Source organism: Pseudomonas thivervalensis, from assembly GCF_001269655.1.
Taxonomy (GTDB): Bacteria; Pseudomonadota; Gammaproteobacteria; order Pseudomonadales; family Pseudomonadaceae; genus Aquipseudomonas; species Aquipseudomonas thivervalensis.
In genome coordinates, this window is the sequence record NZ_LHVE01000002.1 from 358,558 (window position 1) to 384,678 (window position 26,121).

At 62.0% G+C, this 26,121-nt stretch carries 21 protein-coding genes and 1 pseudogene; 17 read left to right on the forward strand and 5 right to left on the reverse strand.

From position 1 onward, the window contains the following. Positions 1-109: 109 nt before the first annotated feature. From der to AD659_RS04290, 4 genes are all read left to right on the forward strand, one after another. Complete coding sequence (der, locus tag AD659_RS04275) at positions 110-1,582, forward strand: ribosome biogenesis GTPase Der (RefSeq protein WP_053118638.1); 1,473 nt, start codon at positions 110-112, stop codon at positions 1,580-1,582. Between the two features lie 147 nt (positions 1,583-1,729). After that, positions 1,730-2,878, forward strand: a complete 1,149-nt coding sequence (locus tag AD659_RS04280; protein WP_053118639.1) for a pyridoxal phosphate-dependent aminotransferase — start codon at positions 1,730-1,732, stop codon at positions 2,876-2,878. After that, positions 2,866-3,660 (forward strand): amidohydrolase, encoded by a 795-nt coding sequence (locus AD659_RS04285; RefSeq protein ID WP_053118776.1) that lies wholly within the window; start codon positions 2,866-2,868, stop codon positions 3,658-3,660. The genes AD659_RS04280 and AD659_RS04285 overlap by 13 nt, the downstream gene beginning before the upstream one ends. A gap of 64 nt (positions 3,661-3,724) precedes the next feature. Continuing rightward, positions 3,725-4,141, forward strand: a complete 417-nt coding sequence (locus AD659_RS04290) for a hypothetical protein (RefSeq protein ID WP_053118641.1) — start codon at positions 3,725-3,727, stop codon at positions 4,139-4,141. A gap of 185 nt (positions 4,142-4,326) precedes the next feature. On the opposite strand, the gene leuA is transcribed toward AD659_RS04290, so the two are convergent. The 3 genes from leuA to xseA form a co-directional block, all read right to left on the reverse strand. Further along, the gene (gene leuA, locus AD659_RS04295; protein WP_053118643.1) at positions 4,327-6,006 is read right to left on the reverse strand and encodes a 2-isopropylmalate synthase; all 1,680 of its coding nucleotides are present in this window, start codon (positions 6,004-6,006) and stop codon (positions 4,327-4,329) included. A 464-nt stretch (positions 6,007-6,470) separates the two neighbouring features. Beyond that, positions 6,471-7,292, reverse strand: a complete 822-nt coding sequence (locus tag AD659_RS04300) for a peptidoglycan DD-metalloendopeptidase family protein (protein ID WP_053118645.1) — start codon at positions 7,290-7,292, stop codon at positions 6,471-6,473. 3 nt (positions 7,293-7,295) lie between these two features. Further along, positions 7,296-8,675, reverse strand: a complete 1,380-nt coding sequence (gene xseA / locus AD659_RS04305) for an exodeoxyribonuclease VII large subunit (RefSeq protein ID WP_053118647.1) — start codon at positions 8,673-8,675, stop codon at positions 7,296-7,298. Positions 8,676-8,835: 160 nt separating this feature from the next. On the opposite strand from xseA, the gene AD659_RS04310 reads away from it, so the two are divergent. From AD659_RS04310 to guaA, 4 genes are all read left to right on the forward strand, one after another. After that, on the forward strand, positions 8,836-9,603 hold the full coding sequence (locus tag AD659_RS04310; RefSeq protein WP_053118649.1) for a sulfite exporter TauE/SafE family protein: 768 nt from the start codon (positions 8,836-8,838) through the stop codon (positions 9,601-9,603). Positions 9,604-9,672: 69 nt separating this feature from the next. After that, entirely contained in the window at positions 9,673-10,221 is a 549-nt protein-coding gene (locus AD659_RS04315) for a hypothetical protein (protein WP_053118651.1), read from the forward strand. Positions 10,222-10,515: 294 nt separating this feature from the next. Continuing rightward, the gene (guaB, locus tag AD659_RS04320) at positions 10,516-11,985 is read left to right on the forward strand and encodes an IMP dehydrogenase (protein WP_053118653.1); all 1,470 of its coding nucleotides are present in this window, start codon (positions 10,516-10,518) and stop codon (positions 11,983-11,985) included. 80 nt (positions 11,986-12,065) lie between these two features. Next, positions 12,066-13,643, forward strand: coding sequence for a glutamine-hydrolyzing GMP synthase (gene guaA, locus AD659_RS04325; protein ID WP_045155136.1), 1,578 nt, complete (start codon positions 12,066-12,068; stop codon positions 13,641-13,643). Positions 13,644-13,797: 154 nt separating this feature from the next. On the opposite strand, the pseudogene AD659_RS04330 reads toward guaA, so the two are convergent. Then, positions 13,798-13,956 (reverse strand): annotated as a pseudogene (locus tag AD659_RS04330) (winged helix-turn-helix transcriptional regulator); the annotation flags it as partial. A gap of 551 nt (positions 13,957-14,507) precedes the next feature. On the opposite strand from AD659_RS04330, the gene AD659_RS04335 reads away from it, so the two are divergent. Further along, positions 14,508-14,783 (forward strand): hypothetical protein, encoded by a 276-nt coding sequence (locus AD659_RS04335; RefSeq protein WP_053118655.1) that lies wholly within the window; start codon positions 14,508-14,510, stop codon positions 14,781-14,783. 4 nt (positions 14,784-14,787) lie between these two features. Further along, positions 14,788-15,312: a helix-turn-helix transcriptional regulator gene (locus AD659_RS04340; protein WP_053118657.1), complete on the forward strand. Its 525-nt coding sequence runs from the start codon at positions 14,788-14,790 to the stop codon at positions 15,310-15,312. A gap of 200 nt (positions 15,313-15,512) precedes the next feature. On the opposite strand, the gene treR is transcribed toward AD659_RS04340, so the two are convergent. Continuing rightward, the gene (treR, locus tag AD659_RS04345) at positions 15,513-16,217 is read right to left on the reverse strand and encodes a trehalose operon repressor (RefSeq protein ID WP_053118659.1); all 705 of its coding nucleotides are present in this window, start codon (positions 16,215-16,217) and stop codon (positions 15,513-15,515) included. A 244-nt stretch (positions 16,218-16,461) separates the two neighbouring features. Between treR and treP the strand changes: the two genes are divergently transcribed. The 7 genes from treP (at position 16,462) to tadA (ending at position 25,906) form a co-directional block, all read left to right on the forward strand. Next, a complete protein-coding gene (gene treP, locus AD659_RS04350) occupies positions 16,462-17,904 on the forward strand; it encodes a PTS system trehalose-specific EIIBC component (protein WP_053118661.1) in 1,443 nt (480 codons plus the stop codon). A 72-nt stretch (positions 17,905-17,976) separates the two neighbouring features. Next, positions 17,977-19,623 carry an alpha,alpha-phosphotrehalase gene (treC, locus tag AD659_RS04355; RefSeq protein WP_053118663.1) on the forward strand — a complete coding sequence of 549 codons (1,647 nt, stop codon included), beginning with the start codon at positions 17,977-17,979 and terminating at the stop codon, positions 19,621-19,623. Between the two features lie 142 nt (positions 19,624-19,765). Beyond that, positions 19,766-20,989, forward strand: a complete 1,224-nt coding sequence (locus AD659_RS04360) for a maltoporin (RefSeq protein WP_053118665.1) — start codon at positions 19,766-19,768, stop codon at positions 20,987-20,989. Positions 20,990-21,063: 74 nt separating this feature from the next. Beyond that, entirely contained in the window at positions 21,064-23,598 is a 2,535-nt protein-coding gene (ptsP, locus tag AD659_RS04365) for a phosphoenolpyruvate--protein phosphotransferase (protein ID WP_053118667.1), read from the forward strand. A 2-nt stretch (positions 23,599-23,600) separates the two neighbouring features. After that, a complete protein-coding gene (locus AD659_RS04370) occupies positions 23,601-23,888 on the forward strand; it encodes a PTS sugar transporter subunit IIB (RefSeq protein WP_053118670.1) in 288 nt (95 codons plus the stop codon). Positions 23,889-24,032: 144 nt separating this feature from the next. After that, entirely contained in the window at positions 24,033-25,409 is a 1,377-nt protein-coding gene (locus AD659_RS04375; RefSeq protein WP_053118672.1) for a multicopper oxidase family protein, read from the forward strand. After that, the gene (gene tadA / locus AD659_RS04380) at positions 25,409-25,906 is read left to right on the forward strand and encodes a tRNA adenosine(34) deaminase TadA (protein WP_053118674.1); all 498 of its coding nucleotides are present in this window, start codon (positions 25,409-25,411) and stop codon (positions 25,904-25,906) included. The genes AD659_RS04375 and tadA overlap by 1 nt, the downstream gene beginning before the upstream one ends. Positions 25,907-26,121 lie beyond the last annotated feature (215 nt).

Consider the following 26,121-nt stretch of genomic DNA (forward strand, 5'->3'; position numbering starts at 1 on the left):
GGACTACCGCTATCGCGAGCAAGCTCACTCCTACAGAATGGCCCCCGAGCACCAGCCGCTGCCTCGCAGCGGCTTTTGTATTTTCTGAAATAACGAAGTGGAGAGCCGCATGGTTCCCGTAATCGCCCTGGTGGGCCGACCGAACGTCGGCAAGTCCACCTTGTTCAACCGCCTGACCAGGACTCGCGACGCCATTGTCGGCGACTTGTCCGGTCTGACCCGTGATCGCCAATACGGTGAGGCCAAGTGGCAAGGGCGTACCTATATTCTGGTCGACACCGGCGGCATCTCCGGTGATGAACACGGCATGGATGAAAAAATGGCCGAGCAGTCGCTGCTCGCCATTGAAGAAGCCGATGTGGTGCTGTTCCTGGTAGACGCCAAGGCCGGTTTTACCGCCGCCGACCAGATGATCGCCGAGCATTTGCGCAAGCGTAACAAGCGCTCCTACGTGGTCGCCAACAAGGTCGACAACATCGACCCGGACATGGCCCGCGCCGAGTTCGCGCCGTTGGGCATGGGCCAGGCGATCCCGATCGCCGGTGCTCACGGGCGTGGCATCACCCAGATGCTGGAAATTGCTCTGGAGAGTTTCCCCAAGGACGACGCGGAAGAGCCGGAAGAGGGCGAGGAAGAGATTGTTGCCGAAGGCGAGGAAGCCAAGCGCATTCCGGGCCCGAGCGAAAAAGACGGGATCAAGATCGCCATCATCGGCCGCCCGAACGTGGGCAAGTCGACCCTGGTCAACCGCATGCTCGGCGAAGACCGGGTCATCGTCTACGACCAGCCTGGCACCACCCGCGACAGCATCTACATTCCCTTCGAGCGTAACGAAGAGAAGTACACGCTGATCGACACCGCCGGTGTGCGCAAGCGCGGCAAGATCCACGAAGAAGTTGAAAAGTTCTCCGTGGTCAAGACCTTGCAGGCGATCAAAGACGCCAACGTGGTGATCTTCGTGATGGACGCCCGCGAGGGTGTGGTCGACCACGACCTGAACCTGCTGGGCTTTGCCCTGGAAGCCGGTCGAGCGCTGGTCATCGCGATCAACAAGTGGGACGGCATGACGCCGAGCGAGCGGGATTTCGTCAAGGTTGAATTGCAGCGCCGGCTGTTCTTCGTCGACTTCGCCGACATCCACTTCATCTCGGCCTTGCACGGCACAGGCGTGGGCAACCTCTACGCTTCGGTGCAAAACTCGTTCAAGTCGGCGGTGACCCGCTGGCCGACCAACCGCCTGACCCAGATCCTCGAAGATGCGGTGGGCGAGCACGCGCCGCCGATGGTCAACAACCGCCGGATCAAGCTGCGCTACGCCCACTTGGGCGGCGCCAACCCGCCGATTATCGTGATCCACGGTAACCAGATCGAGAAGGTGCCCAAGTCGTACGTTCGCTACCTGGAGAACACCTACCGTCGCGTCCTGAAGCTGGTCGGCACGCCGATCCGCATCGAGTTCAAGGGCGGCGAGAACCCGTACGAAGGCAACAAGAACACGCTCACCGACCGCCAGGTCAACAAGAAGCGCCGCTTGATGTCGCACCACAAGAAGGCCGACAAGAAGCGCCGCGACAAGCGCTGATCGGGCCTGCTGTCCGGAAGAGCTTTTGTGGCGATTCGGTGACAAGAAAAGGGTGCCCTTGTGGCACCCTTTTTCATGCCCGGCGATTGGGCTATCCTCGAACTCTCCCGCGCCGCACCAGAGCCGGGTGCAGAGCAGGGACCCTCCATGATCACCAGCAAGTTGCCGAACGTCGGCATCACGATTTTCACCCAGATGTCCCGCCTCGCCGCGCAGACGGGCGCGTTGAACCTGTCCCAGGGCTTTCCCGATTTCGATGGCCCGCAGGCCCTGCGCGATGCGGTCGGCCGGCACATCGCCCAAGGTCATAACCAGTACTCGCCCATGACCGGCCTGCCGGCGCTGCGCCAGCAGATCGCGGCGAAGATCGCCCGCTGCTACGGCGCCCACGTTGATGCCGACCAGGAAGTCACCGTGACCCCTGGCGCGACCCAAGCGATTTTCTGCGCCATCGCGGCGGTGGTCCACAGCGGCGACGAAGTGATCGTCTTCGACCCCAGCTACGACAGCTACGAGCCTTCCGTGCAATTGGCCGGTGGGCGTTGCGTGCACGTGCCATTGGGCCTGGATGATTTCGCCATCGACTTCGAGAAGCTCGGCGAAGCCCTGAGCCCGCGCACGCGCATGATCATCCTCAACTCGCCGCACAACCCCAGCGGCGCCCTGATCAGCCGCGCCGAACTGGACCAGTTGGCGGCGCTGATTCGCGACCGTGACATCTACCTGGTCAGCGATGAGGTCTACGAGCACCTGGTATTCGACGGCGTCGCTCATGCCAGCGTCCTCGCCCATGAGGAGCTGTACCGTCGTGCCTTCGTCGTCAGCTCGTTCGGCAAGACCTACCACGTCACCGGCTGGAAAACCGGCTACGTAGTGGCGCCAGCGGCCCTGACGGCAGAGCTGCGCAAGGTGCACCAGTACGTCAGCTTCTGCGGCGTGACGCCGTTGCAGTACGCCCTGGCCGACTTCATGGCCGAGCATCCGGAACACGTCGACGAACTGCCGGACTTCTACCAGGCCAAGCGCGACCTGTTCTGCGATCTGCTGGCCCCGTCGCGGTTCAGCTTCAAGCGCGTGACCGGCACGTATTTCCAGCTGGTGGATTACTCGCAGATTCGCCCGGACCTGAACGACGTCGACATGGCGCTGTGGATGACCCGCGAGCATGGCGTGGCGACGATTCCGATCTCGGTGTTCTACCAGGACCCACCACGAGGCCAGCGCCTGGTGCGCCTGTGCTTTGCCAAACGCGAGGAGACGCTGCGCGAAGCGGCGGAAAAACTATGCGTGATTTGAGCACATTACCGGACCTCGACATTGCCCTGGTCCAGACCACCCTGGCCTGGCACGACCGCGAGGCCAACCTGGAACATTTCGAAGCGCTGCTCGAACAGGCGCGGGGGGCTGACTTGATCATCCTCCCGGAAATGTTCACCACCGGTTTTTCCATGGAGTCCGAAACCCTGGCGGAGCCGGAGAACGGCCCGACGCGCCAATGGCTCAAGGCCCAGGCAGCGAAGCTGGACGCGGTCATCACGGGTAGCGTGATCGTCCAGGCCGGCGACGGCAGCCATCGCAATCGCCTGCTGTGGGCGCGCCCGGACGGTGAAGTGCTGCATTACGACAAGCGTCACCTGTTTCGCATGGCCGGTGAACACAACCACTTCACGCCGGGCGAACGACAAGTACTGTTCGAGCTCAAGGGCTGGCGGATTCGCCCGTTGATTTGCTACGACCTGCGCTTCCCTGTGTGGAGCCGCGATGCCGAGGACACCGACCTGCTGCTGTATACCGCCAACTGGCCCGGGGCGCGGCGTCAGCACTGGAATCGGCTGCTGCCGGCCAGGGCCATCGAAAATCTATGCTACGTGGCGGCGGTCAACCGCGTCGGCACCGATGGCAAGGGCTTCGCCTACACCGGTGACAGCCAGGTGCTGGACTTCCAGGGTGAAACCTTGCTCAGCGCCGGCGAAGCCGATGGTGTGTTCAAGGTGTGTTTGAGCGCGGCGGACCTGGCGGCCTATCGCACGCGGTTTCCGGCGAACCTGGACGCCGACCGCTTCGAATTCACTAATTGAAACGATTCAGCCCTTAAGAAATGGTGTTGCGTGCCGATAACGGGTCAGCCAAGGAGGAGTCCCTATGACCAGCATCAGCGCAACGACCATAAACCCTTACCTGTCGTCAGCCCCTAAAGTCTCCATCCGGGGAGCTGAAGAAGAAAAAGCGGTCAGTCCAGTGACATCGACCGAGACCGGCGAAGACAAGGACAAGAAACTGGAAGCCGACACCGGCGGCGCGAGTATCGCTGGCGTGGGAGGTAGCAGCGGCAGCGACGTCATCGAACAGTTGAAGAAACAGATCGAGCGGACCGAGAAGCTGCTGGCCGAACAGCAAGCCCAGTTGGCCCAGGTCCAGCAAAGCCGGGCCGATGAGGAGCAGAAAGCCCAGGAAACGACGGCGATCCAGATTCAGATCATGGCGACCCAGGCGACTTTGCAGACCTTGCAGGCCGCGCTGTTGCAGGCGATCACTGTTTCGATCGATACCCATGCCTGACATTTTGGTTGCCTGACAGGCCGCTATCGCGAGCAAGCGCGCTCCCACAGGGTTTTGCATCATGCCGACCAGTGTGGGAGCGAGCCTGCTCGCGATGAGGCCCAGCCAGGCAACACAAAATCATCCGCCAAACAAAAAGGCCCCAGGGTTCACACCCCAGGGCCTTTTTGCATTTCAGCCTGGGATCAGGCTGCCTTGGCTTCCGGCTGGCTCAGCGACCGGTTCAGCGCACTGAACAGCGCCTTGAAGCTGGCGGTGGTGATGTTTTCATCGATACCCACGCCATGCACCGCACGCTCGCCATTGACCCGCAGTTCGATGTACGCCGCCGCCTTGGCATTGGTGCCGGCGCCGATGGCGTGTTCGTTGTAGTCCATGATCTCCACCGGAATCGGCAGCCCGGCCACCAGCGCTTCTAGGGCGCCGTTGCCTCTGCCGCGCCAGTGCAGGTTGGTCTCGCCCTGGCCCTTGCTCGCCACTTCCACTTCCACGGCGCTGTTGCCGTTTTCTTCCTGCAGGCGATGGCTGACCAGCGCATACGGGGTGTTGGCTTGCAGGTATTCACGCTGGAGCAGGGCGTGGATCTGTTGAGCAGTCATTTCCAGGCCCAGGCGATCGGTTTCGCGCTGCACCACCTGGCTGAACTCGATCTGCATGCGACGCGGCAGGCTGATGCCGTATTCCTGTTCCAGCAGGTAGGCGATACCGCCCTTGCCCGACTGGCTGTTCACGCGAATCACCGCCTCGTAGCTGCGACCGATATCGGCCGGGTCGATCGGCAGGTACGGCACTTCCCACAGGGTGTCCGATTTCTGCTGGGCGAAACCTTTGCGGATCGCATCCTGGTGCGATCCGGAGAACGCGGTGTGAACCAGGTCGCCGACGTACGGATGACGCGGGTGCACCGGGATCTGGTTGCATTCCTCGACCACTTTGCGCACGCCGTCGATGTCGGAGAAGTCCAGTTCAGGGTTGATGCCCTGGGTGTAGAGGTTCAATGCAACGGTCACCAGGTCGACGTTACCGGTGCGTTCGCCGTTGCCGAACAGGCAGCCTTCGACACGGTCGGCGCCGGCCATCAGGCCCAGCTCGGTGGCGGCCACGCCGGTGCCACGGTCGTTGTGGGTGTGCAGGCTGATGAGCACGCTGTCACGACGGGTGATGTTGCGGTGGAACCACTCGATCTGGTCGGCGTAGATGTTCGGGGTGGCAACTTCCACGGTGGCGGGCAGGTTGAGGATCACCTTGCGCTCAGGCGTCGGGTTCCAGACCTCGATCACGGCGTCGCAGACTTCCTTGGCGAATTCCAGCTCAGTGGCGCTGAAGGTTTCTGGCGAGTATTCGAACTGCCACTGGGTTTCCGGCTGCTGGGCGGCGTATTTGACGAACAGCTTGGCCGCGTTCACCGCGATTTCCTTCACGCCTTCCTTGTCCTGGTTGAACACGATGCGGCGGAACGACGGGCAGGTGGCGTTGTACAGGTGGACGATGGCCTTTTTCGCGCCACGCAGGGATTCGAACGTGCGGGCGATCAGGTCTTCACGGGCCTGGGTCAGCACCTGGATGGTGGTGTCGTCCGGGATGTGGCCTTCCTCGATGAGGGTGCGTACGAAGTCGAAGTCGGTCTGGGAAGCGGCTGGGAACGAGGCTTCGATTTCTTTCACGCCCACTGCAACGAGGGTTTTCCAGAAACGCAGCTTCTTGACCGCGTCCATCGGCTCGATCAGCGACTGGTTACCGTCGCGCAGGTCGGAGCTGCACCAGATCGGCGCGGCGGTGATGGTCTTCGACGGCCAGGTGCGATCCGGCAGGTTGATGGTCGGGAAGGCGCGGTATTTCGAAGACGGGTCTTTGAGCATGCTCATGAGGAAATCCTTATTGTCGTGGCCGGAAAAAGGCGGCCTGCCGGTGGTTCGAATGGGGTGGCTTCACAGCCGGGACGAGGTGCCGCGATTCAGCCCGGCAGTCGTGCACTGACGAGGCACAGGCTGCGGTGCTGGCGAAGCTGGATGAGGGTGTGAGAGGTTTTCATGATTCAACCCTAACCGCGTGGACGGGGGGTTGCAAGCAGTCGGAAAAAATTGGGAGAAGTTCTGTTTTGGAAATGATTTGCGGGATTTAATCGCGCATGTTCGAGATTAGGTTCCTGGAAATTGCGTCGATGTTTTTAGCTTGGCAATCCGCAGGAGGTGGTGATGCGACTGCCGTCATCGCGAGCAAGCTCGCTCCCACAGGGGATCTCCGGTGGTTGCAACTGTTGTTTTCACAACGGATCCCCATGTGGGAGCGAGCCTGCTCGCGATGAGGCCAGTAGCCTCACCACAAAAACTCAGGGTTGAAACGCCCCGATGAAAATCGCCGGATCCACCCGCGCATCATTCAAGCTGATATTCCAGTGCATGTGCGGCCCGGTCGCGCGACCGGTGGCGCCGACCTTGCCTACCACGGTGCCCCGGGCCAGTTGCTGGCCGACCTTCACGTCGATCTTCGACATGTGGCAGAACATGCTGATAAAGCCCTGGCCATGGTCGACGAACACGGTATTGCCGTTGAAAAAGTAACTGCCGGTGAGGATCACCTTGCCGGCGGCCGGGGTCTTGATCGGCGTGCCGGCGGGCACGGCGAAGTCCAGGCCGGCGTGGGGGTTGCGCTCTTCGCCGTTGAAGAAGCGGCGCACGCCGAACTTGCTCGACAGCGGGCCGTCGACCGGTTTGTCCAGCAACAGGTTGCTGGGGATGTTCGGGCTGAAGCTGCGGTAGGCCTTCAGTTGCACCGCCAGCTCGGCGTCGATGCGCTTGAGGTCCGCCGGGTTCGGATTGACCTGGCGTTTGTTCTTCAGGGTGATGTGTTGCTCGGGGTACTTCTTGTAGCCGACCACGAAGGGCTGGGTGCTGCCGCCGCTGCTGATCTGCTGGGTGCCGGGCTGGACCGTCAGCGGGATGCCAACAATCGCCAGCCAGTTTTGCTGTTCCTTGACCACCAGCACCGGTTTGCCCTGGTAGCTGGCTTTCGGCGCCTGGGCCGCGCTGCCGAGGTCCACCACGGCCACGCCGCCGGGCACGGGTTTGTTCAACAGGCGGGTGATGTAGCTGTCGGCGTGGGCATTGAAGGTCAGGCACAGCAACAGAAGGGGAGCGAGAAATCGCGGCATGAATCAATCCAGTAAAGAAAGGGTGACCGGCGTCAGGTGATTGTCTTCGACCCGCACCAGCAGTTCGCCTTCGCCGAGCTTGGCGGTCAGGCGCTGGCCGGTCTGGGTTTGCCCGGCGCTGCGAATCGCATGGCCGCGTTCGTCGAGCAAAATGCTGTAGCCGCGACCGAGGGTCGCCAGGGGGCTGACAATGTGCAGCGTCTGCATCTGGTTGTGCAATTGCACACGTCGCGTCTTGAGCCCTTCGCGCATGGCTCGGGGCAAGCGCTCGGCCAGGCTGTCCAGGCGCTGGCGCAACATCGCCAGTTGGCGGCCCGGATGCTGCCCGGCCAGGCGGGTTTCCAGGCGGATCAGGCGTTCGCGGCGGGTGTTGAGGCTGCGTTCGAAGGCCCGGCGCATGCGCATGTCCAGGTCGTCGAGGCGCTGGGCTTGCTGGCGCAGGCGTTCGCCGGGATGACGCAGGCGCCGGGTCAGACCTTCGAGGCGCAGTTGATCGCGCATCAGCCGGTCGCGCATGCGCATCACCAGTCGCCGGTGCAGGCTTTCGACCCGGCGCACCAGGTCGCCGACATCCGGCGCCAGCAGCTCGGCGGCGGCGGACGGAGTCGGGGCGCGGACGTCGGCGACGAAATCGCTGATGGACACGTCGGTTTCATGGCCCACGGCGCTGACGATCGGCGTGACGCAGGCATCCACTGCCCGGGCCACGGCCTCTTCGTTGAAGCACCACAGGTCCTCCAACGAACCGCCGCCCCGGGCCAGGATCAGCGCATCGAAGCCACGGGCATCGGCCAGTTTCAGGGCGCGGACGATTTGCGCGGTGGCTTCGCGGCCTTGCACGGCGGTGGGAATCAAGGTCAGGGATATCTGCGGCGCGCGGCGGCGGAACACGCTGATGATGTCGCGGATCACCGCGCCGGTGGGCGAGCTGATGATGCCGATGCGTTGCGGATGGGCTGGCAGCGGCACCTTGCGCTCGGCACTGAACAGGCCTTCGGCGCTGAGTTTTTCCTTCAGGGCATCGAAGGCCAGGCGCAGGGCGCCATCGCCGGCCGGTTCCACGGTGTCGAGGATCAGTTGATAGTCGCCACGGCCTTCGAACAGCGAGACCTTGCCGCGCACTTTCACGGCCAGCCCGTCCTTCAAGGCTTGGCGCACCCGCGCGGCGTTCTGCCGGAACAGCGCGCAACGCACCTGGGCGCCGCTGTCCTTGAGGGTGAAATACACATGGCCGGAGGCGGGGCGGGCGAGGTTGGAGATCTCGCCCTCGACCCAGATGTTGCTGAACACGTCTTCGAGCAACACCCGCGCACGGCCGTTGAGCTGGCTGACAGTCAGGACCTCGCGGTCCAGGCCCAGTCGGGCAAAGGGATCTTTAATCATGGGCGGCATGATAAGGGCATTTGTTGGTGAATCTCCATGTGTGCAAATAATTAGACCGAGTTGCCTGCTCGCGATAGCGGTGGATCAGTCACCATAAGTGCTGGATGTAACCCCCGGCATCTGGCTAAAGTCCCCGCTCTCCTCATCAAGGAAGTGCTGGATGAATCTTCTGTCGTGGTTGGGCCAGTGGGCATTTGCTCCCCTGGATTGGCTGGTGATCGGCCTGGCCATTGCCCTGGCCTACATCGTGTTCGGCATCGCCGGGTTCGGCACAGCGTTGGTGGCCGCGCCTATCCTGCTGCTGTTCATGCCACTGTCGAAAATCGTCCCGCTGCTGGTCTTGCTCGATTTCGTCGCGGCGTTTGGCAACCTGTTGCCATCGCGTCGGGACGTGTCCCGGCCGGAACTGCTGCGGTTGCTGCCGTGCATGGCAGTGGGCTGCACCCTGGGGGTGATTTTCCTGCTCAACCTCAAGTCCGACCTGTTGTTGCTGTTGATGGGGCTGTTCATCAGCAGCTATGCCATCTATAGCCTGTTGATAAAGACCCGGCCGACGCAGCTGTCTTCGTTGTGGGCGTTTCCGATGGGCACCGTGGGCGGGATGTTCGGCGCGTTGTTTGGCAGTGGCGGCTTTTTATATGCCATCTACCTGAACAGCCGCTTGCCCAAGGACCCGGCCCGGGCCACGCAAAGTGCCTTGATCAGTTGCAGCACCGTGGTGCGCTTGAGCCTGTTTATCATCGCCGGCGTGTATGCCGAGCTACCCTTGTTGGTACTGGCGCTGTGTTTGTTGCCGGCCATGGCGCTGGGGTTGTGGGTGGGGCGTCGCCTGACCATGAGGTTGTCGCGCGAGGCGTTCGTGCGGTTGGTCACCTGGCTGGTGCTCGCCAGTGGCCTCGCGTTGATCGGACGCTACCTGAGTGCTTGACCTGGCCCAGCCAGGGATTAAGCTGCCGGCCCTTTATAAGATCCGCCAGGGAAACCTCCAGGCCTCGCCATGAACTCGCAAAGCATCATCGTCCCGAAAATTTCCACCTTGCCGGTCCACGAGCCTCGGGCCCGGGCGATCGTGCGCTGGTTGGTGCGCAAGAATATCGTCGAAGAACAACTGACCACCTGCGGACGCACCGGCAATCGCATGGCCCACGCCATTGCCCCCGGTGCCCGCGCGGTGGTCATGCACCCCGAAGCCTTGCCGTTCGGCGAATCGATCAATGGCCTGGAGATCATCACCAAGCGCTGCATCTATACGCCGGCCAAGGGCTTTCTCGAAGAAGCCGGTTGCGCCGAGTGTCGCAGGGAGGTTGGCGAGGCGCTGTTCGAAAGCCTGGAAGACTGGATGCCGGCGCGCACCGACAACTTCACCTGCCCCGAATGCGGTCATGAAGATGACATCAACGGTTTCCTGTTCCTGCAGCCCTGCGGTTTTTCCAACCTGGGGTTCATCTTCAATAACTGGCTGGAGGCGGGGTTCAAGCAGGACTTTCTTGACGAATTCGCCGATTGGCTCGATCAGCCGGTGAGTTGGGTGAAGGTGGAATTGTAGCGAGAAACAGCCGCTGTAGAGAGGAACACACCCCGGTGGCGAGGGAGCTTGCTCCCGCTCGGTTGCGCAGCAATCGCCAAAAAGCCGGGGCCGCTTCGCAGCCCAGCGGGAGCAAGCTCCCTCGCCACAAAAGCCAGCCTGTCCCAGCTCTAAACAGGTTCTGAGCTTAGATGGGCGTGGAGTGATTTAGCCCGTCAATCACCCCGCCAATAATAGACAGAGTTTTACATTGAGCCAGACGGGGTGCATGAGTATAATGGCGCGCTTCCATTTTCCCGCTCGGGAGCCCCCGCGATGCTGCGTATCAGCCAAGAAGCTCTGACCTTCGACGACATTCTCCTAGTGCCCGGTTATTCCGAGGTACTGCCTAACGAAGTCAGTCTCAAAACCCGTCTCACCCGTGGCATCGAACTGAATATCCCCCTGGTTTCCGCCGCCATGGACACCGTGACCGAAGCCCGTCTGGCCATTGCCATGGCCCAGGAAGGCGGTATCGGTATCATCCACAAGAACATGACCATCGAACAGCAGGCCGCCGAAGTGCGCAAGGTCAAGCGGTTCGAGGCTGGCGTGGTCAAGGATCCGATCACCATCGAGGCTGACGCCACGGTCCGGGATCTGTTCGAACTGACCCGCATGCACAACATCTCCGGCGTTCCGGTGCTGCACGATGGCGACCTGGTCGGCATCGTCACCTCCCGCGACGTGCGTTTCGAGAACCGCCTGGATGCTTCCGTCCGGCAAGTGATGACGCCTAAAGAGCGCCTGGTCACGGTCAAGGAAGGCACCAGCAAGGACGACGTCCGTGAGTTGCTGCACAAGCACCGCATCGAGCGCGTGCTGATCGTCGACGACAAATTCGCCCTCAAGGGCATGATGACCGTCAACGATATCGAAAAAGCCAAGGCCTACCCACTGGCGAGCAAGGATGACCAAGGTCGTCTGCGCGTCGGCGCAGCGGTCGGCACCGGCAAGGACACCGGCGACCGCGTCGCCGCCCTGGTCAATGCCGGCGTTGACGTGGTGGTGGTCGACACCGCCCACGGTCACTCCAAAGGCGTGATCGACCGCGTTCGCTGGGTCAAGCAGAACTTCCCAGACGTGCAGGTGATCGGCGGCAACATCGCCACCGGCGAAGCCGCCAAGGCCCTGGCCGACGCCGGCGCCGACGCGGTCAAGGTCGGTATCGGTCCTGGCTCGATCTGCACCACCCGCATCGTCGCCGGTGTCGGCGTGCCGCAGATCAGCGCCATCGCCAACGTCGCCGCCGCCCTTGAAGGCACTGGCGTGCCGTTGATCGCCGACGGCGGTATCCGTTTCTCCGGTGACCTGTCCAAGGCCATCGTCGCCGGTGCCTACTGCGTGATGATGGGTTCGATGTTCGCCGGTACCGAAGAAGCGCCGGGCGAGATCGAGCTGTTCCAGGGCCGTAGCTACAAGGCTTACCGCGGCATGGGTTCGCTGGGCGCCATGTCCCAGGCCCAGGGCTCTTCCGACCGTTACTTCCAGGACTCCTCCGCGGGTGCCGAGAAGCTGGTGCCGGAAGGCATCGAAGGTCGCGTGCCGTACAAAGGCACCCTGAGCGCCATCATCCATCAACTGATGGGCGGCCTGCGTTCTTCCATGGGCTACACCGGCAGCGCTGACATCGAAGAGATGCGCACCAAGCCGGAATTCGTGCGGATCACCGGCGCCGGCATGGCCGAGTCCCATGTCCACGACGTGCAGATCACCAAGGAAGCGCCGAACTACCGCGTAGGTTAAGGCCTCCAGCAAAACGTTAAATCACCGGGGCTGTTCATTCAGCCCCGAGTTGTTTCTGATTCCCTACATGAGAATGAGTCATGGCCCTCGACATTCACGCTCACCGCATCCTGATCCTCGACTTCGGTTCCCAGTACACCCAGCTGATCGCCCGCCGCGTGCGTGAAATCGGCGTGTACTGCGAACTGCATCCGTTCGACATGGATGACGAAGCGATTCGCGAATTCGCTCCGAAAGGCGTCATCCTCGCCGGCGGCCCCGAGTCCGTGCACGAAGCCGACAGCCCGCGCTGCCCGCAAGCCGTGTTCGACCTGGGTGTGCCGGTCTTCGGTATCTGCTACGGCATGCAGACCATGGCTGAACAGCTGGGCGGCAAGGTCGAAGGTTCGGACCTGCGTGAGTTCGGTTACGCCCGCGTCGACGTGGTCGGCAAGAGCCGCCTGTTGGACGGCATCGAGGACCACGTCGACGCCGACGGCCTGTTCGGCCTGGACGTGTGGATGAGCCACGGTGACAAGGTCACCAAGATGCCGGAAGACTTCCACATCCTGGCCAGCACCCCGAGCTGCCCGATCGCCGGCATGTTCAACGACGATCGCCGCTACTACGGCGTGCAGTTCCACCCTGAAGTGACCCACACCAAGCAGGGCGGCCGCATCCTGTCGCGCTTCATCCTCGACATCTGCGGGTGCGAAGCCCTGTGGACCCCGTCGAAAATCGCCGAAGATGCCATCGCCCAGGTCCGCGCCCAGGTTGGCACCGACAACGTGCTGCTGGGCCTGTCTGGCGGCGTTGACTCCTCGGTGGTTGCCGCATTGCTGCACAAGGCCATCGGCGACCAGTTGACCTGCGTCTTCGTCGACAACGGCCTGCTGCGCCTGCACGAAGGCGAGCAAGTGATGGCCATGTTCGCCGAGAACATGGGCGTCAAGGTGATCCGCGCCAACGCCGAAGAGCAGTTCCTGAACAACCTGGCTGGCGAGTCCGACCCGGAGAAGAAGCGCAAGATCATCGGCCGCACCTTCATCGACGTGTTCGATGCCGAATCCTGCAAGCTGGACAACATCAAGTACCTGGCCCAGGGCACCATCTACCCCGACGTGATCGAGTCGGCCGGCGCCAAGAGCGGCAAGGCCCACGTGATCAAGTCCCACCACAACGTCGGTGGCCTGCCGGAGGAAATGAACCTCAAGCTGGTCGAACCGCTGCGCGAATTGTTCAAGGACGAAGTGCGTCGCCTCGGCCTGGAACTGGGCCTGCCCTACGACATGGTCTACCGCCACCCATTCCCGGGCCCGGGCCTGGGCGTGCGGATCCTCGGCGAAGTGAAGAAGGAATACGCCGACCTGCTGCGTCGCGCCGACCACATCTTCATCGAAGAACTGCGCAAGGCCGACTGGTACCACAAGGTCAGCCAGGCCTTCGTGGTGTTCCAACCGGTGAAATCGGTGGGCGTGGTCGGCGATGGCCGTCGTTACGCCTGGGTCGTGGCCCTGCGTGCCGTGGAAACCATCGACTTCATGACCGCTCGCTGGGCACACCTGCCGTACGAGCTGCTGGAAACCGTTTCCGGGCGGATCATCAACGAAATCGAAGGCATCTCCCGCGTCACGTATGACGTGTCGAGCAAGCCGCCGGCGACGATTGAGTGGGAGTGATGGGGCGTCCGGCGCTGACCGGTAGCCACTAGCAAGACACCCTGAAGCCCGCTTAATTGCGGGCTTTTTTCTTTTTGCTTTTTGGGTCTGGCGATTTCTAGGGAAAAGCATCGCGTTTGGCGAAGATGCTTGCCATTTGTGCCGCGTTCTCGGCTTACCAGGCGCACAGCGGGACGATTGCCTCGGCCAAACTGCGACCGAGCGGGGCCAATGCGTAATCCAAGCGTGCTGGCACCTCCTTATAGTCGGTCCGCGCCCGCACGCGATTGGCTTCCAGACCCTTCAATTGCTGGATCAGCACTTTGTCACTGACGTGATGAGACTTGAAAGGCTCGCGTCATTGCCAGCCAAACACAAAACCGTGGCGAGGAAGCTTGCTCCCGCTGGGGTGCGAAGCGCCCCCAATCCAAGCGGGCAGGATCAACCTGACACTCCGCGATGAGGGGTTGGGGCTGCTGCGCATCCCAGCGGGAGCAAGCTCCCTCGCCACAGGGGTAGGGGCGGCTCCAAGCGGTCTGTGCCCGTCTGCGACTCGCCAATTCCCTATCGTTGTCCCTGGCTTGCCCACGTTTGTCCTTCGCTCCCTGCTAGTGAATGTCGCCTGGCGGTTCAGTCACCTTTCGCTACGATTCCTCGCCTCAACGGGCACCGAGAAATGCTTATCATCGGACGGCGAAGCCCTGCGGGAATTTCGCCGGCATGCCTCGCGAAATGCTGTCGCGTGCCAAGTAATGCGCCTCGTGCCCCCTGTATCCATGCTGCGACCGGGCAAACGTGACCCCGCTGGGCAGAGCGTCGTTTGAAAGAAAGAGTAAGGTTGTCATTTGACAACCTGGCTGGTTATGCGAATACTGGAGATCACGGATGATTCGTCCAACGCACCCGAAGAAAGAAATCGAAGAAACGCTTAGGTATGCCGAAGGGCAGGGGTGGCGCGTAGACGTTGGCGGCAGTCACGCCTGGGGGCGGGTTTATTGCCCGTACAAAGAGGTGGAATGCCGGTGTGGCGAGTTCTGCATCACCTCGATATGGAGCACGCCGAAGAACCCTGGCAACCATGCGCGAGCATTGCGACGCGTCGTGGACAATTGCACTGCGCATCGCAACCAGCGCGATGCTGATGACGATGCTGAGGAATAGAACTATGGAATATATTTTTACCTTGAAATATCAGCTCGCTGACGATGGCTGTGCCATGGATGAACTGGTCGAGCGGCTGGGAGAAGCGGGTTGCGACGATGCCTTGGTGGGTATCGGGCAACCGGGACGGCTGGCGCTTGAGTTCACGCGCGAGGCTCCTGATGCGGTCAAGGCAGTGCTTAGCGCTCTGGCCGACGTCCATCGCGCGGTGCCGTCGGCCAAATTGATCGAGGTTGCGCCTGATTTGGTTGGGCTGACCGATGTCGCCGAGATCGTAGGTGTGTCCCGGCAGAACATGCGCAAGCTGATGTTGGCCCATCCAGGTAGCTTCCCGACACCGGTGCACGAGGGGAGTGCTTCTATCTGGCATTTGGCGGACGTGCTGACCTGGCTGCAGGCCAAGGGCAGCTATTCGCTTACCAAGAATGTGTTGGATGTGGCCCAGGTGGCGCTGCAGGTCAACGTTGCGAAAGAAGGTCGACGGTTACCTGGCATGGCTTCCGAAGAGTTGGACGCTTTGGTTGGGTGATAGTCATGCTCAGCCTCTCCTCAGTTTGACGAGCCGGTTGGCAGGAGTAATCGTTTTTGTGCGCGACTCTTGTTATCTAATCGTTTTTTTACAACCTTAACCGTTAGCTACAAGATCAGATGCACGACATCATTTCTGGAATGCCCGCGCTGCAACAGGTAGGGGGATGGGCCGAAATGTATCCACACGGCTTTCTGTATTCAACGCCGCGCCACATCCGAAAAATAAAACTTATCCAGGGTATGCCGCGATTCGGTGTACTCGAACTGCCGGCCGTCCTGGAGAAAGGTCTGGTTGCTGACGACGATGACGTGGCTCTGGCGGTCGAGGTCCAGGTGCTGCAGGTCGTCCTTGCCGCAGCGGACCGCTTCGATGGTGCGCTGGGCGTAGGCGATTTGCAGTTGCAGGGTCTGTTCGATGAAGGCGTAGATCGACTGCACGGCGATGTCGCGGGTCAGGCCGGGGATCACGTCGCTGACGAAATAGTTGATGTCCAGGATCACGCGCTTGCCATCGATTCGTCGGACCCGCTTGATGCGAGTGACCTGGCTGCCGGCGGGGGCCTTGATGTGCTCGAGCAAGGCACCTTCCAACGGTAACTGGCTGAACTCGACCACTTCGGTACTGACATCGTTGCCCAGGCGCGGGTAGGTCTCCTGGAAGCTGACGATGCCGCCGAGCTGGAATTCGATGGGTTGGGTGGACAGGACGAAGGTGCCCTTGCCGTGGATCTTCTGGGCGAAGCCGCGCTCCTGGAGTTGTTCGATGGCCTTGCGCACCGTGCCACGACTGGCCTGGTAGCTGTCCATCAGTTCGGTTTCGGAGGGCAGGCGGGCGCCTCGCTCCAGGCGTTCGGTGGTAATGCTGGTCAGCAGATCGTTGTAGATCTGGTTGTATTTACTCATGGATAGGGCTCTGTACCGCGCTGTTCACCGGGGCGGAACCTTACGGGCCAAGTGGGAGATTGTCCATTCGGCTGTCATCGTTTGACGACAGGAGCGTAGGACGTTTCCCGGTATTTCGGGGGCTCATCATAAACAAAAACATAACTCGTCTGTACGAGTTGTTGATTTAACTCGTACAGACGAGTACTTTCTCTTCCACGTGCTGTCGACTCTCAATAACAAGAATGACGCGGAAGAAAAAAGCATGAGCCACGATTACTCCAGAATCGCCAGCGAGCTGCTGCAAAGCTTGGGTGGCGTCGACAATATCGAGCAGGCCGCCCACTGCGTGACGCGCCTGCGCCTGTCCCTCAAGGACGCGGCTCGGGTGGACAGTGCCACGCTGAACCAGATCGACCTGGTCAAGGGTTCGTTTTTCACCGGTGGCCTGTTCCAGGTGGTCATTGGCCCGGGCGAGGTGGAAAAGGTCTATGCCGCCCTGCGCGAACTGACCGGCCTGGCCGCCGCGACCATCGCCGACGTCAAGCGCCAGGGCGCGCAGAAGGGCAACGGCATGCAGCGCCTGGTGCGGGTGCTCTCCGATGTGTTCATGCCCATCCTGCCCGCGCTGGTGATCGCCGGCCTGCTGATGGGCGTCAACAACCTGCTGGGCGCCAAGGGCATGTTCATTGCCGGGCAGACGTTGCTCGATGCCTATCCGAACCTGGACGGCGTCTGGAGCCTGATCAACCTGATGGCCAATACTTCCTTCGTCTTTCTCCCGGCCCTGGTGGGCTGGTCGGCGGCCAAGCGTTTCGGCGGCAGTGAAATCCTCGGCATCGTGCTGGGCCTGATGCTCGTCCACCCGGACCTGCTCAACGCCTGGAACTACGGCAAGGCCGTGGCGGGGCTGGAAGGCCAGAGCCTGCCGTACTTCGACATCTTCGGCTGGTTCCGGATCGAGAAAGTCGGCTATCAGGGGCAGATCCTGCCGATCCTGCTGGCGGCCTATGTCATGAGTGTGATCGAGCGATGGTTGCGGGCCCGGGTGCCCAACGCCATCCAACTGCTGGTGATTCCCATCACCACCATTGTGATCACCGGTGTGCTGGCCCTCGCCATCATCGGTCCGGTCACCCGGCACCTGGGCATTCTGATCACCGAAGGCATGGTGGCGCTGTTCGACCTGGCACCGGTGATTGGCGGGGCGATTTTCGGCCTGCTCTATGCGCCGCTGGTGGTGACCGGCATGCACCACATGTTCCTGGCGGTGGACCTGCAGTTGATCTCGACCCAGGGCGGCACCTTCATCTGGCCAATGATCGTCATGTCCAACCTGGCCCAGGGCAGCGCGGCGCTGGCGGTGTTCTACATGACCCGCAATGCGCGGGACAAGAGCATGGCGTCCACCTCTGCGATTTCCGCTTATTTCGGCATCACCGAACCGGCAATGTTCGGGGTCAACCTGCGCTACAAATTCCCCTTCTATTGCGCCCTGGCCGGCTCGGCCCTGGGTTGCATTTTCCTGTCGCTGAACAAGATCAAGGCCTCGGCGATTGGCGTGGGCGGGCTGCCGGGTTTCATTTCCATTGTGCCGGACTACATACCGATGTTCGTGATCGGCATGGTCATCGCCATGAGCGTGCCCTTTGCCCTGACCTGCGCGTTGAGCATGAAGATCGTCCGACCGGGGTATCGGGTGGCCTAAGCCCTGTGGGAGCCGGGCTCGCCCGCGATGAGGCCTGTGAGGCCGGTACAAAACAGATTGAAGGAAACGCACATGCAAGACTGGCAACGCTCGGTGATCTACCAGATCTATCCCAAGAGTTTCTACAGCCATGGCGGCCAGGCCACCGGTGATCTGCTGGGGGTGGTGGACAAGCTCGACTACTTGCACTGGCTGGGTGTGGATTACCTGTGGCTGACACCGTTCCTGCGTTCGCCGCAACGGGACAATGGCTACGACATCAGCGATTACTACGCCATAGACCCCAGCTACGGCACCATGGCCGATTGCGAATTGTTGATCACCGAGGCGCGCAAGCGCGGCATCAAGCTGATGCTCGATATCGTGGTCAATCACACCTCCATCGAGCACCCCTGGTTCCAGGCCGCCCGCAGCAGCCTCGACAACCCGTACCGCGATTTCTATATCTGGCGGGACCAGCCGAACACCTGGGAGTCCAAGTTCGGCGGCTCGGCCTGGGAGTACGAAGCGCAGACCGGCCAGTATTACCTGCATCTGTTCGACCATACCCAGGCCGACCTGAACTGGGACAACCCCCAGGTCCGCGCCGAAGTGTTCCAGATGATGCGTTTCTGGCGGGACATGGGGGTTGGGGGCTTTCGTCTCGATGTGATCAACCTGATCTCCAAGCCGGCCGACTTCCCTGACGATCACACGGACGGACGGCGTTTCTATACCGACGGTCCCAACGTGCACCGCTACTTGCAGGAAATGCACCGGGAAGTCTTCGAGGGTTTCGACCTGATCAACGTCGGCGAGATGTCGTCCACCAGCCTTGAGCACTGTGTTCGCTATTCGTGCCCGGCTTCCCGCGAGCTGTCGATGACCTTCAATTTCCATCACCTGAAGGTGGATTATCCGAACCTGCAAAAGTGGGTGCGGGCCGACTTCGATTTTTTCGAACTCAAACGCATCCTGTCCGACTGGCAAGTCGGCATGCAGGCCGGTGACGGTTGGAATGCGCTGTTCTGGTGTAACCATGACCAGCCGCGGGTGGTGTCGCGGTTCGGTGATGACGGTGAGTACCGCGTGCCTTCGGCGAAGATGCTCGCCACGGCGTTGCACTTTCTCCAGGGCACGCCATTCGTGTACCAGGGCGAGGAACTGGGTATGACCAATCCGGGCTTCGAGCACATCGAGCAATACCGTGATGTGGAAACCCTGAATATCTATCGCCTCAAGCGCAACGCCGGAATATCTGAAGCCGAGGCCATGGCGCCGATCATGCAGAAGTCCCGTGACAACGGGCGCACGCCGATGCAATGGAGTGCCGGGCCGAACGCGGGTTTCAGCCGGGTCGAGCCCTGGATTGGCGTGCCGGCCAACGCCGCTTTCATCAATGTCGAGCAACAACAAAAAGACGCGACCTCGGTGCTGCATTACTACCGTCAACTGATCGCTCTGCGCCGCAGCGAAGCCCTGATCCAGGACGGTGTCTACCGCCTGCTATTGCCCGAACACCCGCACGTGTGGGCGTACTTGCGCGAAGGGCAGGGGGAGCGGCTGCTGGTGGTCAGCCATTTTTATGGGGGCGACTGCGAGGTGGAGCTGCCTGAAGGGATCCTCACCCATGACACGAAACAACGCTGGGTGATCGGCAACTACGAGGCTGGCGAACACCGATACCGACGGCTGCATCTGCGGCCCTACGAGTCGTTCGTGCTGCACCTGAGCGACTGAAGAAAAAACTTCCCCTGCCCCAGGCAATGCCTGACAGCGAACACGTTGCGCCAGACGCATCGTGGGCCCTTTGTCGTCAGCCAAACGGCAACCAAGGGGGAGTTCATGGAGCAAACAACAATAAGAAACAATGGAGAGGCGTATGAAAACAATAATAAACCGTGGCCTGGCCGCGTCCTGTATCTGCCTGGCGCTGCCGTTCCCGGTTCAGGCGCTGGAGTTTTCCGGTTATCTGCGCAGCGGCGTCGGCAGTGCGACCAATGGCCGTTCCCAATCCTGCTTCCAGTTGCCGGGGGCGCAGACCAAATATAGGTTGGGCAATGAATGCGAGCAGTACGGGGAATTGGAGCTGCGCCAGGATCTGTTCACCCTCGACGATGGCTCGGTGTTGAGCGTGGATGGCATGGCATCGCTGTACAACCGCTATGACCGCACACCGACTTTCCAGGATGAAAACGGCGCGGCGCGCATGCCGCAGATGTATGCCCAATGGTCGAACATGCCCAGCCTGAACGGCGGATCGTTGTGGGCCGGTCGGCGTTACTACAAACGTAACGACATCCATATTTCGGATTTCTACTACTGGAACCAGAGTGCTACCGGTGGCGGGATCGAGGACGTGCTGATCGGCGGCTTGAAATACAGCTACGCCTTCTCGCGCAAGGACAACCTCTACCAGAAAGACCCGGTCAACCGGCATGACTTCAACGTCGCCGGTTTCAGGACCAACCCTGGCGGCGAGTTGGAATTTGGCCTGAGTTTCATCGACCGGGCGAACCGTCGTGACGCCCATCGCGGTTGGGCCCTGACCGCCCAGCATGTGCAGCAGGACTTCCTGGGCGGCAAGAATAAACTGGCCTTGCAGTATGGCGAGGGCCCCGGCACCGGGCTGGGTTATACCGGCGACACCGGGCTGGACGACAGCAACAAGAGCTATCGTCTGGTGGAGTTTTTCGATTGGCAGGTCACGCCGCGTTTCGGCGGGCAGGTGCAGGCGGTGTACCAGAAGGACATCCGCCCCGATGGCGCCGACCAGGACTGGCTGTCGTTGGGGGTTCGCCCGGCGTATGCCATCACTGATCAATTCAAGTTGGTGGCCGAACTGGGCCACGACCAGGTGCAGGCCAGCGATGGAACACGCAAGCTGAGCAAATTCACCTTTGCCCCCACTTGGTCGCCCAAGGGACCGGAATTCTGGGCACGTCCGGAAGTACGGCTTTATTACACCTACGCCAGTTGGAACGCGGCGGCCAAGCGTGCCGCCAATGAACTGGCCGCCGGCTCGGCGCTGTCGGACACCGGTGCATTTGGCGGTGCGCGACATGGCTCCAACGTGGGTCTGCAGGTCGAATACTGGTGGAAATGACCCGTGTAGCGCGGGTCGCTGATCTCTGCGTGCCCGCGATGCCAAAAAGAACAGACAGCAGCAGGTGAAGTCTCATGAACACAACGCAACCTTTGCAATTGCTCGCACCGCTGTCCGGGGTCTTGATGCCCTTGGACAGCGTGCCGGATCCGGTCTTCTCCAGCCGAGTAGTGGGGGATGGCATTTGCATCGATCCGACCTCGCAGACCCTTTGTGCACCGCTGTCCGGTGTCATCGGCACGCTTCAGGACAGCGCCCATGCGGTGAGTGTCACCGCTGACAACGGCGTCCAGGTGCTGATGCACATTGGCTTGGACACGGTCAATCTGGCGGGCAAGGGCTTCACCTCGCGGGTGACCCTGGGGCAGCGGGTCGAGGCCGGCCAGCCGCTGATCGATTTCGATGCCGACTACATCGCCCTGCATGCGCGCAGTCTGTTGACGCTGATGCTGGTGGTCAGTGGCGAACCTTTCAGCCTGCTCGTGGACGAGGCCACTTGCATCGAGAACGGCGCGCCGTTGTTGCAGGTGCGCTCAGGTGAACAGGGGGCGGTCGATGAGGCGCAGCAGGGCTCGGTGCTGTTTTCCCGGCCGCTGATCGTGCCCAATGAAAGTGGCCTGCATGCCCGTCCTGCCGCGATGTTTGCCCAGGCGGCCAAGGGGTTCGAGGCCACTGTCCAACTGCATAAGCAGCAAGCCAGCGCCAACGCCAAATCCCTGGTCGCAATCATGGCGTTGCAGACGGCCAAGGGCGACAGCGTGCAAATCAGCGCCGCCGGCCCCCAGGCCGGGCAGGCCATCGAGGCGTTGGAACACTTGCTGCTATCGGGATGCGGCGAAACGGTACAAGCGTCGCTGGCGCCGGAGCCGGCCATCGCCGTCGAACCGTCGCTGCCTGGCCTGCTGCGGGGTGTCTGCGCGTCGCCCGGCTCGGCGTTTGGCGAAGTGGTCCAGATCGCCTCCCAGGTCTTGGACATCGAGGAGGCGGGCGTCGGCATCGAGGCCGAGCAGGCGACCCTCGATCAAGCGCTGGAGCAGGCGATCCAAGCCTTGAAAGCATTGCAGGACGAGGCGACGGGCAGTGTCCAGGCACAGATTTTTCGCGCCCATCAAGAGTTGCTGGAAGACCCCACCTTGCTGGAGCAGGCCCAAGCCTTGATCGCCGAGGGCAAGAGCGCCGCATTCGCGTGGAGAACCGCCACCGAGGCGAGCGCTACGCTGTTCCAACAGTTGGGCAGCGCTTTGCTGGCCGAACGCGCAACGGACCTGGCCGATGTCGGGCAGCGGGTGCTCAAGCTGATCCTGGGCGTGCAGGACAACGCCTGGAGCCTGCCCGAACAGGCGATCCTGGTGGCCGAGCAACTGACGCCGTCCCAGACCGCCAACCTCGACACCTCACGCATCGCCGGTTTCGTCACCGTGGGCGGCGGTGCCACCAGCCATGTCGCGATCCTGGCCCGTGCGCTGGGCCTGCCCTCGTTGTGTGGCGTGGCGCAAGCCGTGCTGACCCTGGATAACGGCACCCGGGTGTTGCTGGACGCCGACAGCGGCGAACTGCACGTGAATCCGGATCAAACCCTGATCGAGCAACGCCAGGCCGCGGGTGACCGGCAGCGCCAGCGACATCAGCGTGACCTCGAACAGTCGGCCCTGGCGGCTAGGACCCTGGATGGCCATCGCGTCGAAGTCAGTGCCAATGTCGGGTCGCTGCGGGACGTGGAGCAGGCCATGACCCTGGGAGGTGAAGGCGTGGGACTGTTGCGCTCCGAACTGCTCTACCTGGATCGCACGCACCCACCTGGCCACGACGAGCAAGCAGCCCTGTACAGCGCCGTCGCCCGAGTACTGGGGCCTGAGCGCAATCTGGTGGTTCGCACCCTGGACGTGGGCGGCGACAAGCCGCTGGCCTATGTACCGATGGCTCATGAGGCCAATCCATTCCTCGGCATGCGCGGCATTCGCCTGTGCCTGGAGCGACCGCAGTTGTTGCGTGAACAGTTCCGGGCCATTCTCGTCTGTTCGGAGCTGGCGCGGCTGCACATCATGTTGCCCATGGTCACGCAACTGGCGGAGCTGCGCCTGGCGCGGCAGATGCTGGACGAAGAGGTCCGCCACCTGGGACTCAAGCAGGCGCCGAAGCTGGGCATCATGATCGAAGTGCCCGCGGCAGCGCTGATGGCCGACCTGTTTGCCCCAGAGGTGGATTTCTTCTCCATCGGCACCAACGACCTGACCCAATACACCCTGGCCATGGACCGTGACCACCCGCGTCTGGCCAGCCAGGCCGACAGCCTGCATCCCTCGGTATTGCGCCTGATAGCCCGTACGGTTGAAGCCGCTCGCGTTCACGGCAAATGGGTCGGGGTGTGTGGCGCGCTGGCATCGGAACCGCTGGCGGTGCCGTTGTTGCTGGGGTTGGGCGTGGATGAACTCTCGGTCAGTGTGCCGCTGATTCCGGCGATCAAGGCCTGCGTGCGTCAATGGAACCTGAGCGAGTGCCGCACGCTGGCTCAAGAGGCCTTGGGCCAGGACAGCGCGGAGCAGGTGCGTGACCTCCTGCGTACTCACTCATCCACAGCCAACCCGGCCACCCTAGTCATGGAGCTTTGAACATGTTCGACAAACTACAACAGGCCTTCTGGAAATCCCTGACCCCGGACCTGGTACCGGAAGAACCCAAGCGGCCGGCAACGTTCGATGGGCTGGCGCCGGCGATCATTGCTGCGTTGGGCGGCGCGGAAAACCTCAAGTCTCATCAGCCCGTCGCGTTGACGCGACTGCGGGTGGAGCTGCTGGATATGGCGCGGATCGATCGGGCCGGGCTGAGCGTCGCCGGTGTGACGGGGGTGATGACGCTGGACAACGGGGTGGTGCATCTGATCACCGGCTTGCAGGGCTGACCGCTCGATTCATTCTTTTGTCGGGAAATGATCACCACACGTTTTTTTCATCTTGGTTTCCTTACCGTTTCTCATCTGCGGGTGTATCGTATTCGCCTTTTGCGGGCCCAACGGTTCGCGCGGATTCAATAGGTGGTTGCGTTCATGTCCTTTACCCGTCGCCAAATACTCGGTGGCCTGGCCGGTCTTGTTGTCGTTGGTGTGGGGGCTGGCGGCGCGTCGCGGTACTGGCTGGGCAAGAGGGCCGACGCCGAGGCCGGTCACGACTATGAATTGATCGCCGCGCCCCTGGATGTCGAGTTGGTGGCCGGGTACAAGACCCAGGCCTGGGCGTTCGGCCCCTCGGCGCCGGGCACCGAGCTGCGGGTGCGCCAGGGCGAATGGTTGCGGGTTCGCTTCATCAATCACCTGCCGGTCGCCACCACCATTCACTGGCACGGGATCCGTTTGCCGCTGGAGATGGACGGCGTGCCGTACGTCTCGCAACTGCCGGTGCTGCCGGGCGAGTATTTCGATTACAAATTCCGCGTGCCGGACGCTGGCAGCTATTGGTATCACCCCCACGTCAACAGCAGCGAAGAGCTCGGGCGTGGGCTGGTGGGGCCGTTGATCATCGAAGAGCGTGAGCCCACCGGTTTCAAATACGAGCAGACCCTGAGCCTCAAGAGCTGGCATGTGGATGAGCAGGGTGAGTTCGTCGCGTTCAGCATTCCTCGCGAGGCGGCGCGTGGCGGTACGGCCGGGCGACTGGCGACCATCAACGGTGTGCCACAGGCGGTGATTGACCTGCCGGCCGGACAGATCACCCGGGTGCGCTTGCTCAACCTCGACAACACCCTGACTTATCGCATCAACATCCCCGGCGTTGAAGCGCAGATCTATGCACTGGACGGCAACCCCATCGAGCCGCGCCCGTTGGGCAAGGAATACTGGCTTGGCCCGGGCATGCGCATTTGCCTGGCGATCAAGGCGCCGCCGGCCGGTGAAGAGTTGTCGTTGCGCAATGGCCCGGTGCGCCTGGGGACCTTGCGTTCGGTGCCCAACACTGACGCACCGACCCAGTGGCCACCGGCACTGCCAGCCAACCCGGTGTCCGAGCCGGACCTGGCCAATGCCGAGAAACTCAACTTCAATTTCGAATGGGTCGGCTCGGTGTCGGTCAATGTCGACAACGGCAAGCCGCCGAGCCTGTGGCAGATCAACGGCAAGGCCTGGGACATCACTGACAAGACCTGCGCCGACCGGCCGATCGCCACGCTGAAGAAAGGCCAGAGCTACATTTTCGAATTGAAGAACATGACCCAGTACCAGCATCCGATCCATTTGCACGGCATGAGCTTCAAGGTGATCGCGTCGAACCGGCACAAGGTCGTGCCGTATTTCACCGACACTTATTTGCTGGGCAAGAACGAGCGGGCGCAGGTGGCGCTGGTGGCGGATAATCCTGGCGTGTGGATGTTCCACTGCCATGTGATCGACCATATGGAAACCGGCCTGATGGCCGCCATCGAGGTGGCGTGATGCGCCAGATTCGCCCCGCCAGGATCATCGACCGCAGCCGTGACCAGGATTTCATGCGCGAAGCCCTGGCCCTCGCCGCCCAAGGCGCCGCCCTGGGCGAAGTGCCGGTGGGCGCGGTGCTGGTGCAAGACGGGGAGATCATCGGGCGCGGCTTCAACTGCCCGATCAGCGGCCACGACCCCAGCGCCCACGCGGAAATGGTCGCCATCCGCGCCGCCGCCCAGGCCGTGAGCAACTATCGCCTGCCCGGCAGCACGCTGTATGTGACGCTGGAACCGTGCAGCATGTGCGCCGGCCTCATCGTCCACTCGCGCATCGCCCGGGTCGTCTACGGCGCCCTGGAGCCCAAGGCCGGCATCGTGCAGAGCCAGGGGCAGTTTTTCAGCCAGGGTTTCCTGAACCATCGGGTGCTGTTCGAGGGTGGGGTGCTGGCGGAGGAATGCAGCACCGTGTTGAGTGAGTTCTTCAAGGCCCGAAGAGCCAAATCGCAAGGTTGAACACATACCCTTGTGGCGAGGGAGCTTGCTCCCGCTGGGCTGCGCCTGTAGGAGCTGTCGAGCGAAGCGAGGCTGCGATCTTTCCCCAGGCACTTGAGTCTCAAGCCAAAGATCAAAAGATCGCAGGCTTCGCCAGCTCCTACAGAGCCGAGCGGGAGCAAGCGCCCTCGCCACAATGATTGGCAGCCCTTAAGTGAGCAGGTTGCTCTCCCACA

Bases quoted from the DNA above. Each gene is read 5' to 3' on its own strand.
- der (WP_053118638.1), top strand. From the start codon at position 110: ATGGTTCCCGTAATCGCCCTGGTGGGCCGACCGAACGTCGGCAAGTCC.
- AD659_RS04280 (WP_053118639.1), top strand. From the start codon at position 1,730: ATGATCACCAGCAAGTTGCCGAACGTCGGCATCACGATTTTCACCCAG.
- AD659_RS04285 (WP_053118776.1), top strand. From the start codon at position 2,866: ATGCGTGATTTGAGCACATTACCGGACCTCGACATTGCCCTGGTCCAG.
- AD659_RS04290 (WP_053118641.1), top strand. From the start codon at position 3,725: ATGACCAGCATCAGCGCAACGACCATAAACCCTTACCTGTCGTCAGCC.
- leuA (WP_053118643.1), bottom strand. From the start codon at position 6,006: ATGAGCATGCTCAAAGACCCGTCTTCGAAATACCGCGCCTTCCCGACC.
- AD659_RS04300 (WP_053118645.1), bottom strand. From the start codon at position 7,292: ATGCCGCGATTTCTCGCTCCCCTTCTGTTGCTGTGCCTGACCTTCAAT.
- xseA (WP_053118647.1), bottom strand. From the start codon at position 8,675: ATGATTAAAGATCCCTTTGCCCGACTGGGCCTGGACCGCGAGGTCCTG.
- AD659_RS04310 (WP_053118649.1), top strand. From the start codon at position 8,836: ATGAATCTTCTGTCGTGGTTGGGCCAGTGGGCATTTGCTCCCCTGGAT.
- AD659_RS04315 (WP_053118651.1), top strand. From the start codon at position 9,673: ATGAACTCGCAAAGCATCATCGTCCCGAAAATTTCCACCTTGCCGGTC.
- guaB (WP_053118653.1), top strand. From the start codon at position 10,516: ATGCTGCGTATCAGCCAAGAAGCTCTGACCTTCGACGACATTCTCCTA.
- guaA (WP_045155136.1), top strand. From the start codon at position 12,066: ATGGCCCTCGACATTCACGCTCACCGCATCCTGATCCTCGACTTCGGT.
- AD659_RS04335 (WP_053118655.1), top strand. From the start codon at position 14,508: ATGATTCGTCCAACGCACCCGAAGAAAGAAATCGAAGAAACGCTTAGG.
- AD659_RS04340 (WP_053118657.1), top strand. From the start codon at position 14,788: ATGGAATATATTTTTACCTTGAAATATCAGCTCGCTGACGATGGCTGT.
- treR (WP_053118659.1), bottom strand. From the start codon at position 16,217: ATGAGTAAATACAACCAGATCTACAACGATCTGCTGACCAGCATTACC.
- treP (WP_053118661.1), top strand. From the start codon at position 16,462: ATGAGCCACGATTACTCCAGAATCGCCAGCGAGCTGCTGCAAAGCTTG.
- treC (WP_053118663.1), top strand. From the start codon at position 17,977: ATGCAAGACTGGCAACGCTCGGTGATCTACCAGATCTATCCCAAGAGT.
- AD659_RS04360 (WP_053118665.1), top strand. From the start codon at position 19,766: ATGAAAACAATAATAAACCGTGGCCTGGCCGCGTCCTGTATCTGCCTG.
- ptsP (WP_053118667.1), top strand. From the start codon at position 21,064: ATGAACACAACGCAACCTTTGCAATTGCTCGCACCGCTGTCCGGGGTC.
- AD659_RS04370 (WP_053118670.1), top strand. From the start codon at position 23,601: ATGTTCGACAAACTACAACAGGCCTTCTGGAAATCCCTGACCCCGGAC.
- AD659_RS04375 (WP_053118672.1), top strand. From the start codon at position 24,033: ATGTCCTTTACCCGTCGCCAAATACTCGGTGGCCTGGCCGGTCTTGTT.
- tadA (WP_053118674.1), top strand. From the start codon at position 25,409: ATGCGCCAGATTCGCCCCGCCAGGATCATCGACCGCAGCCGTGACCAG.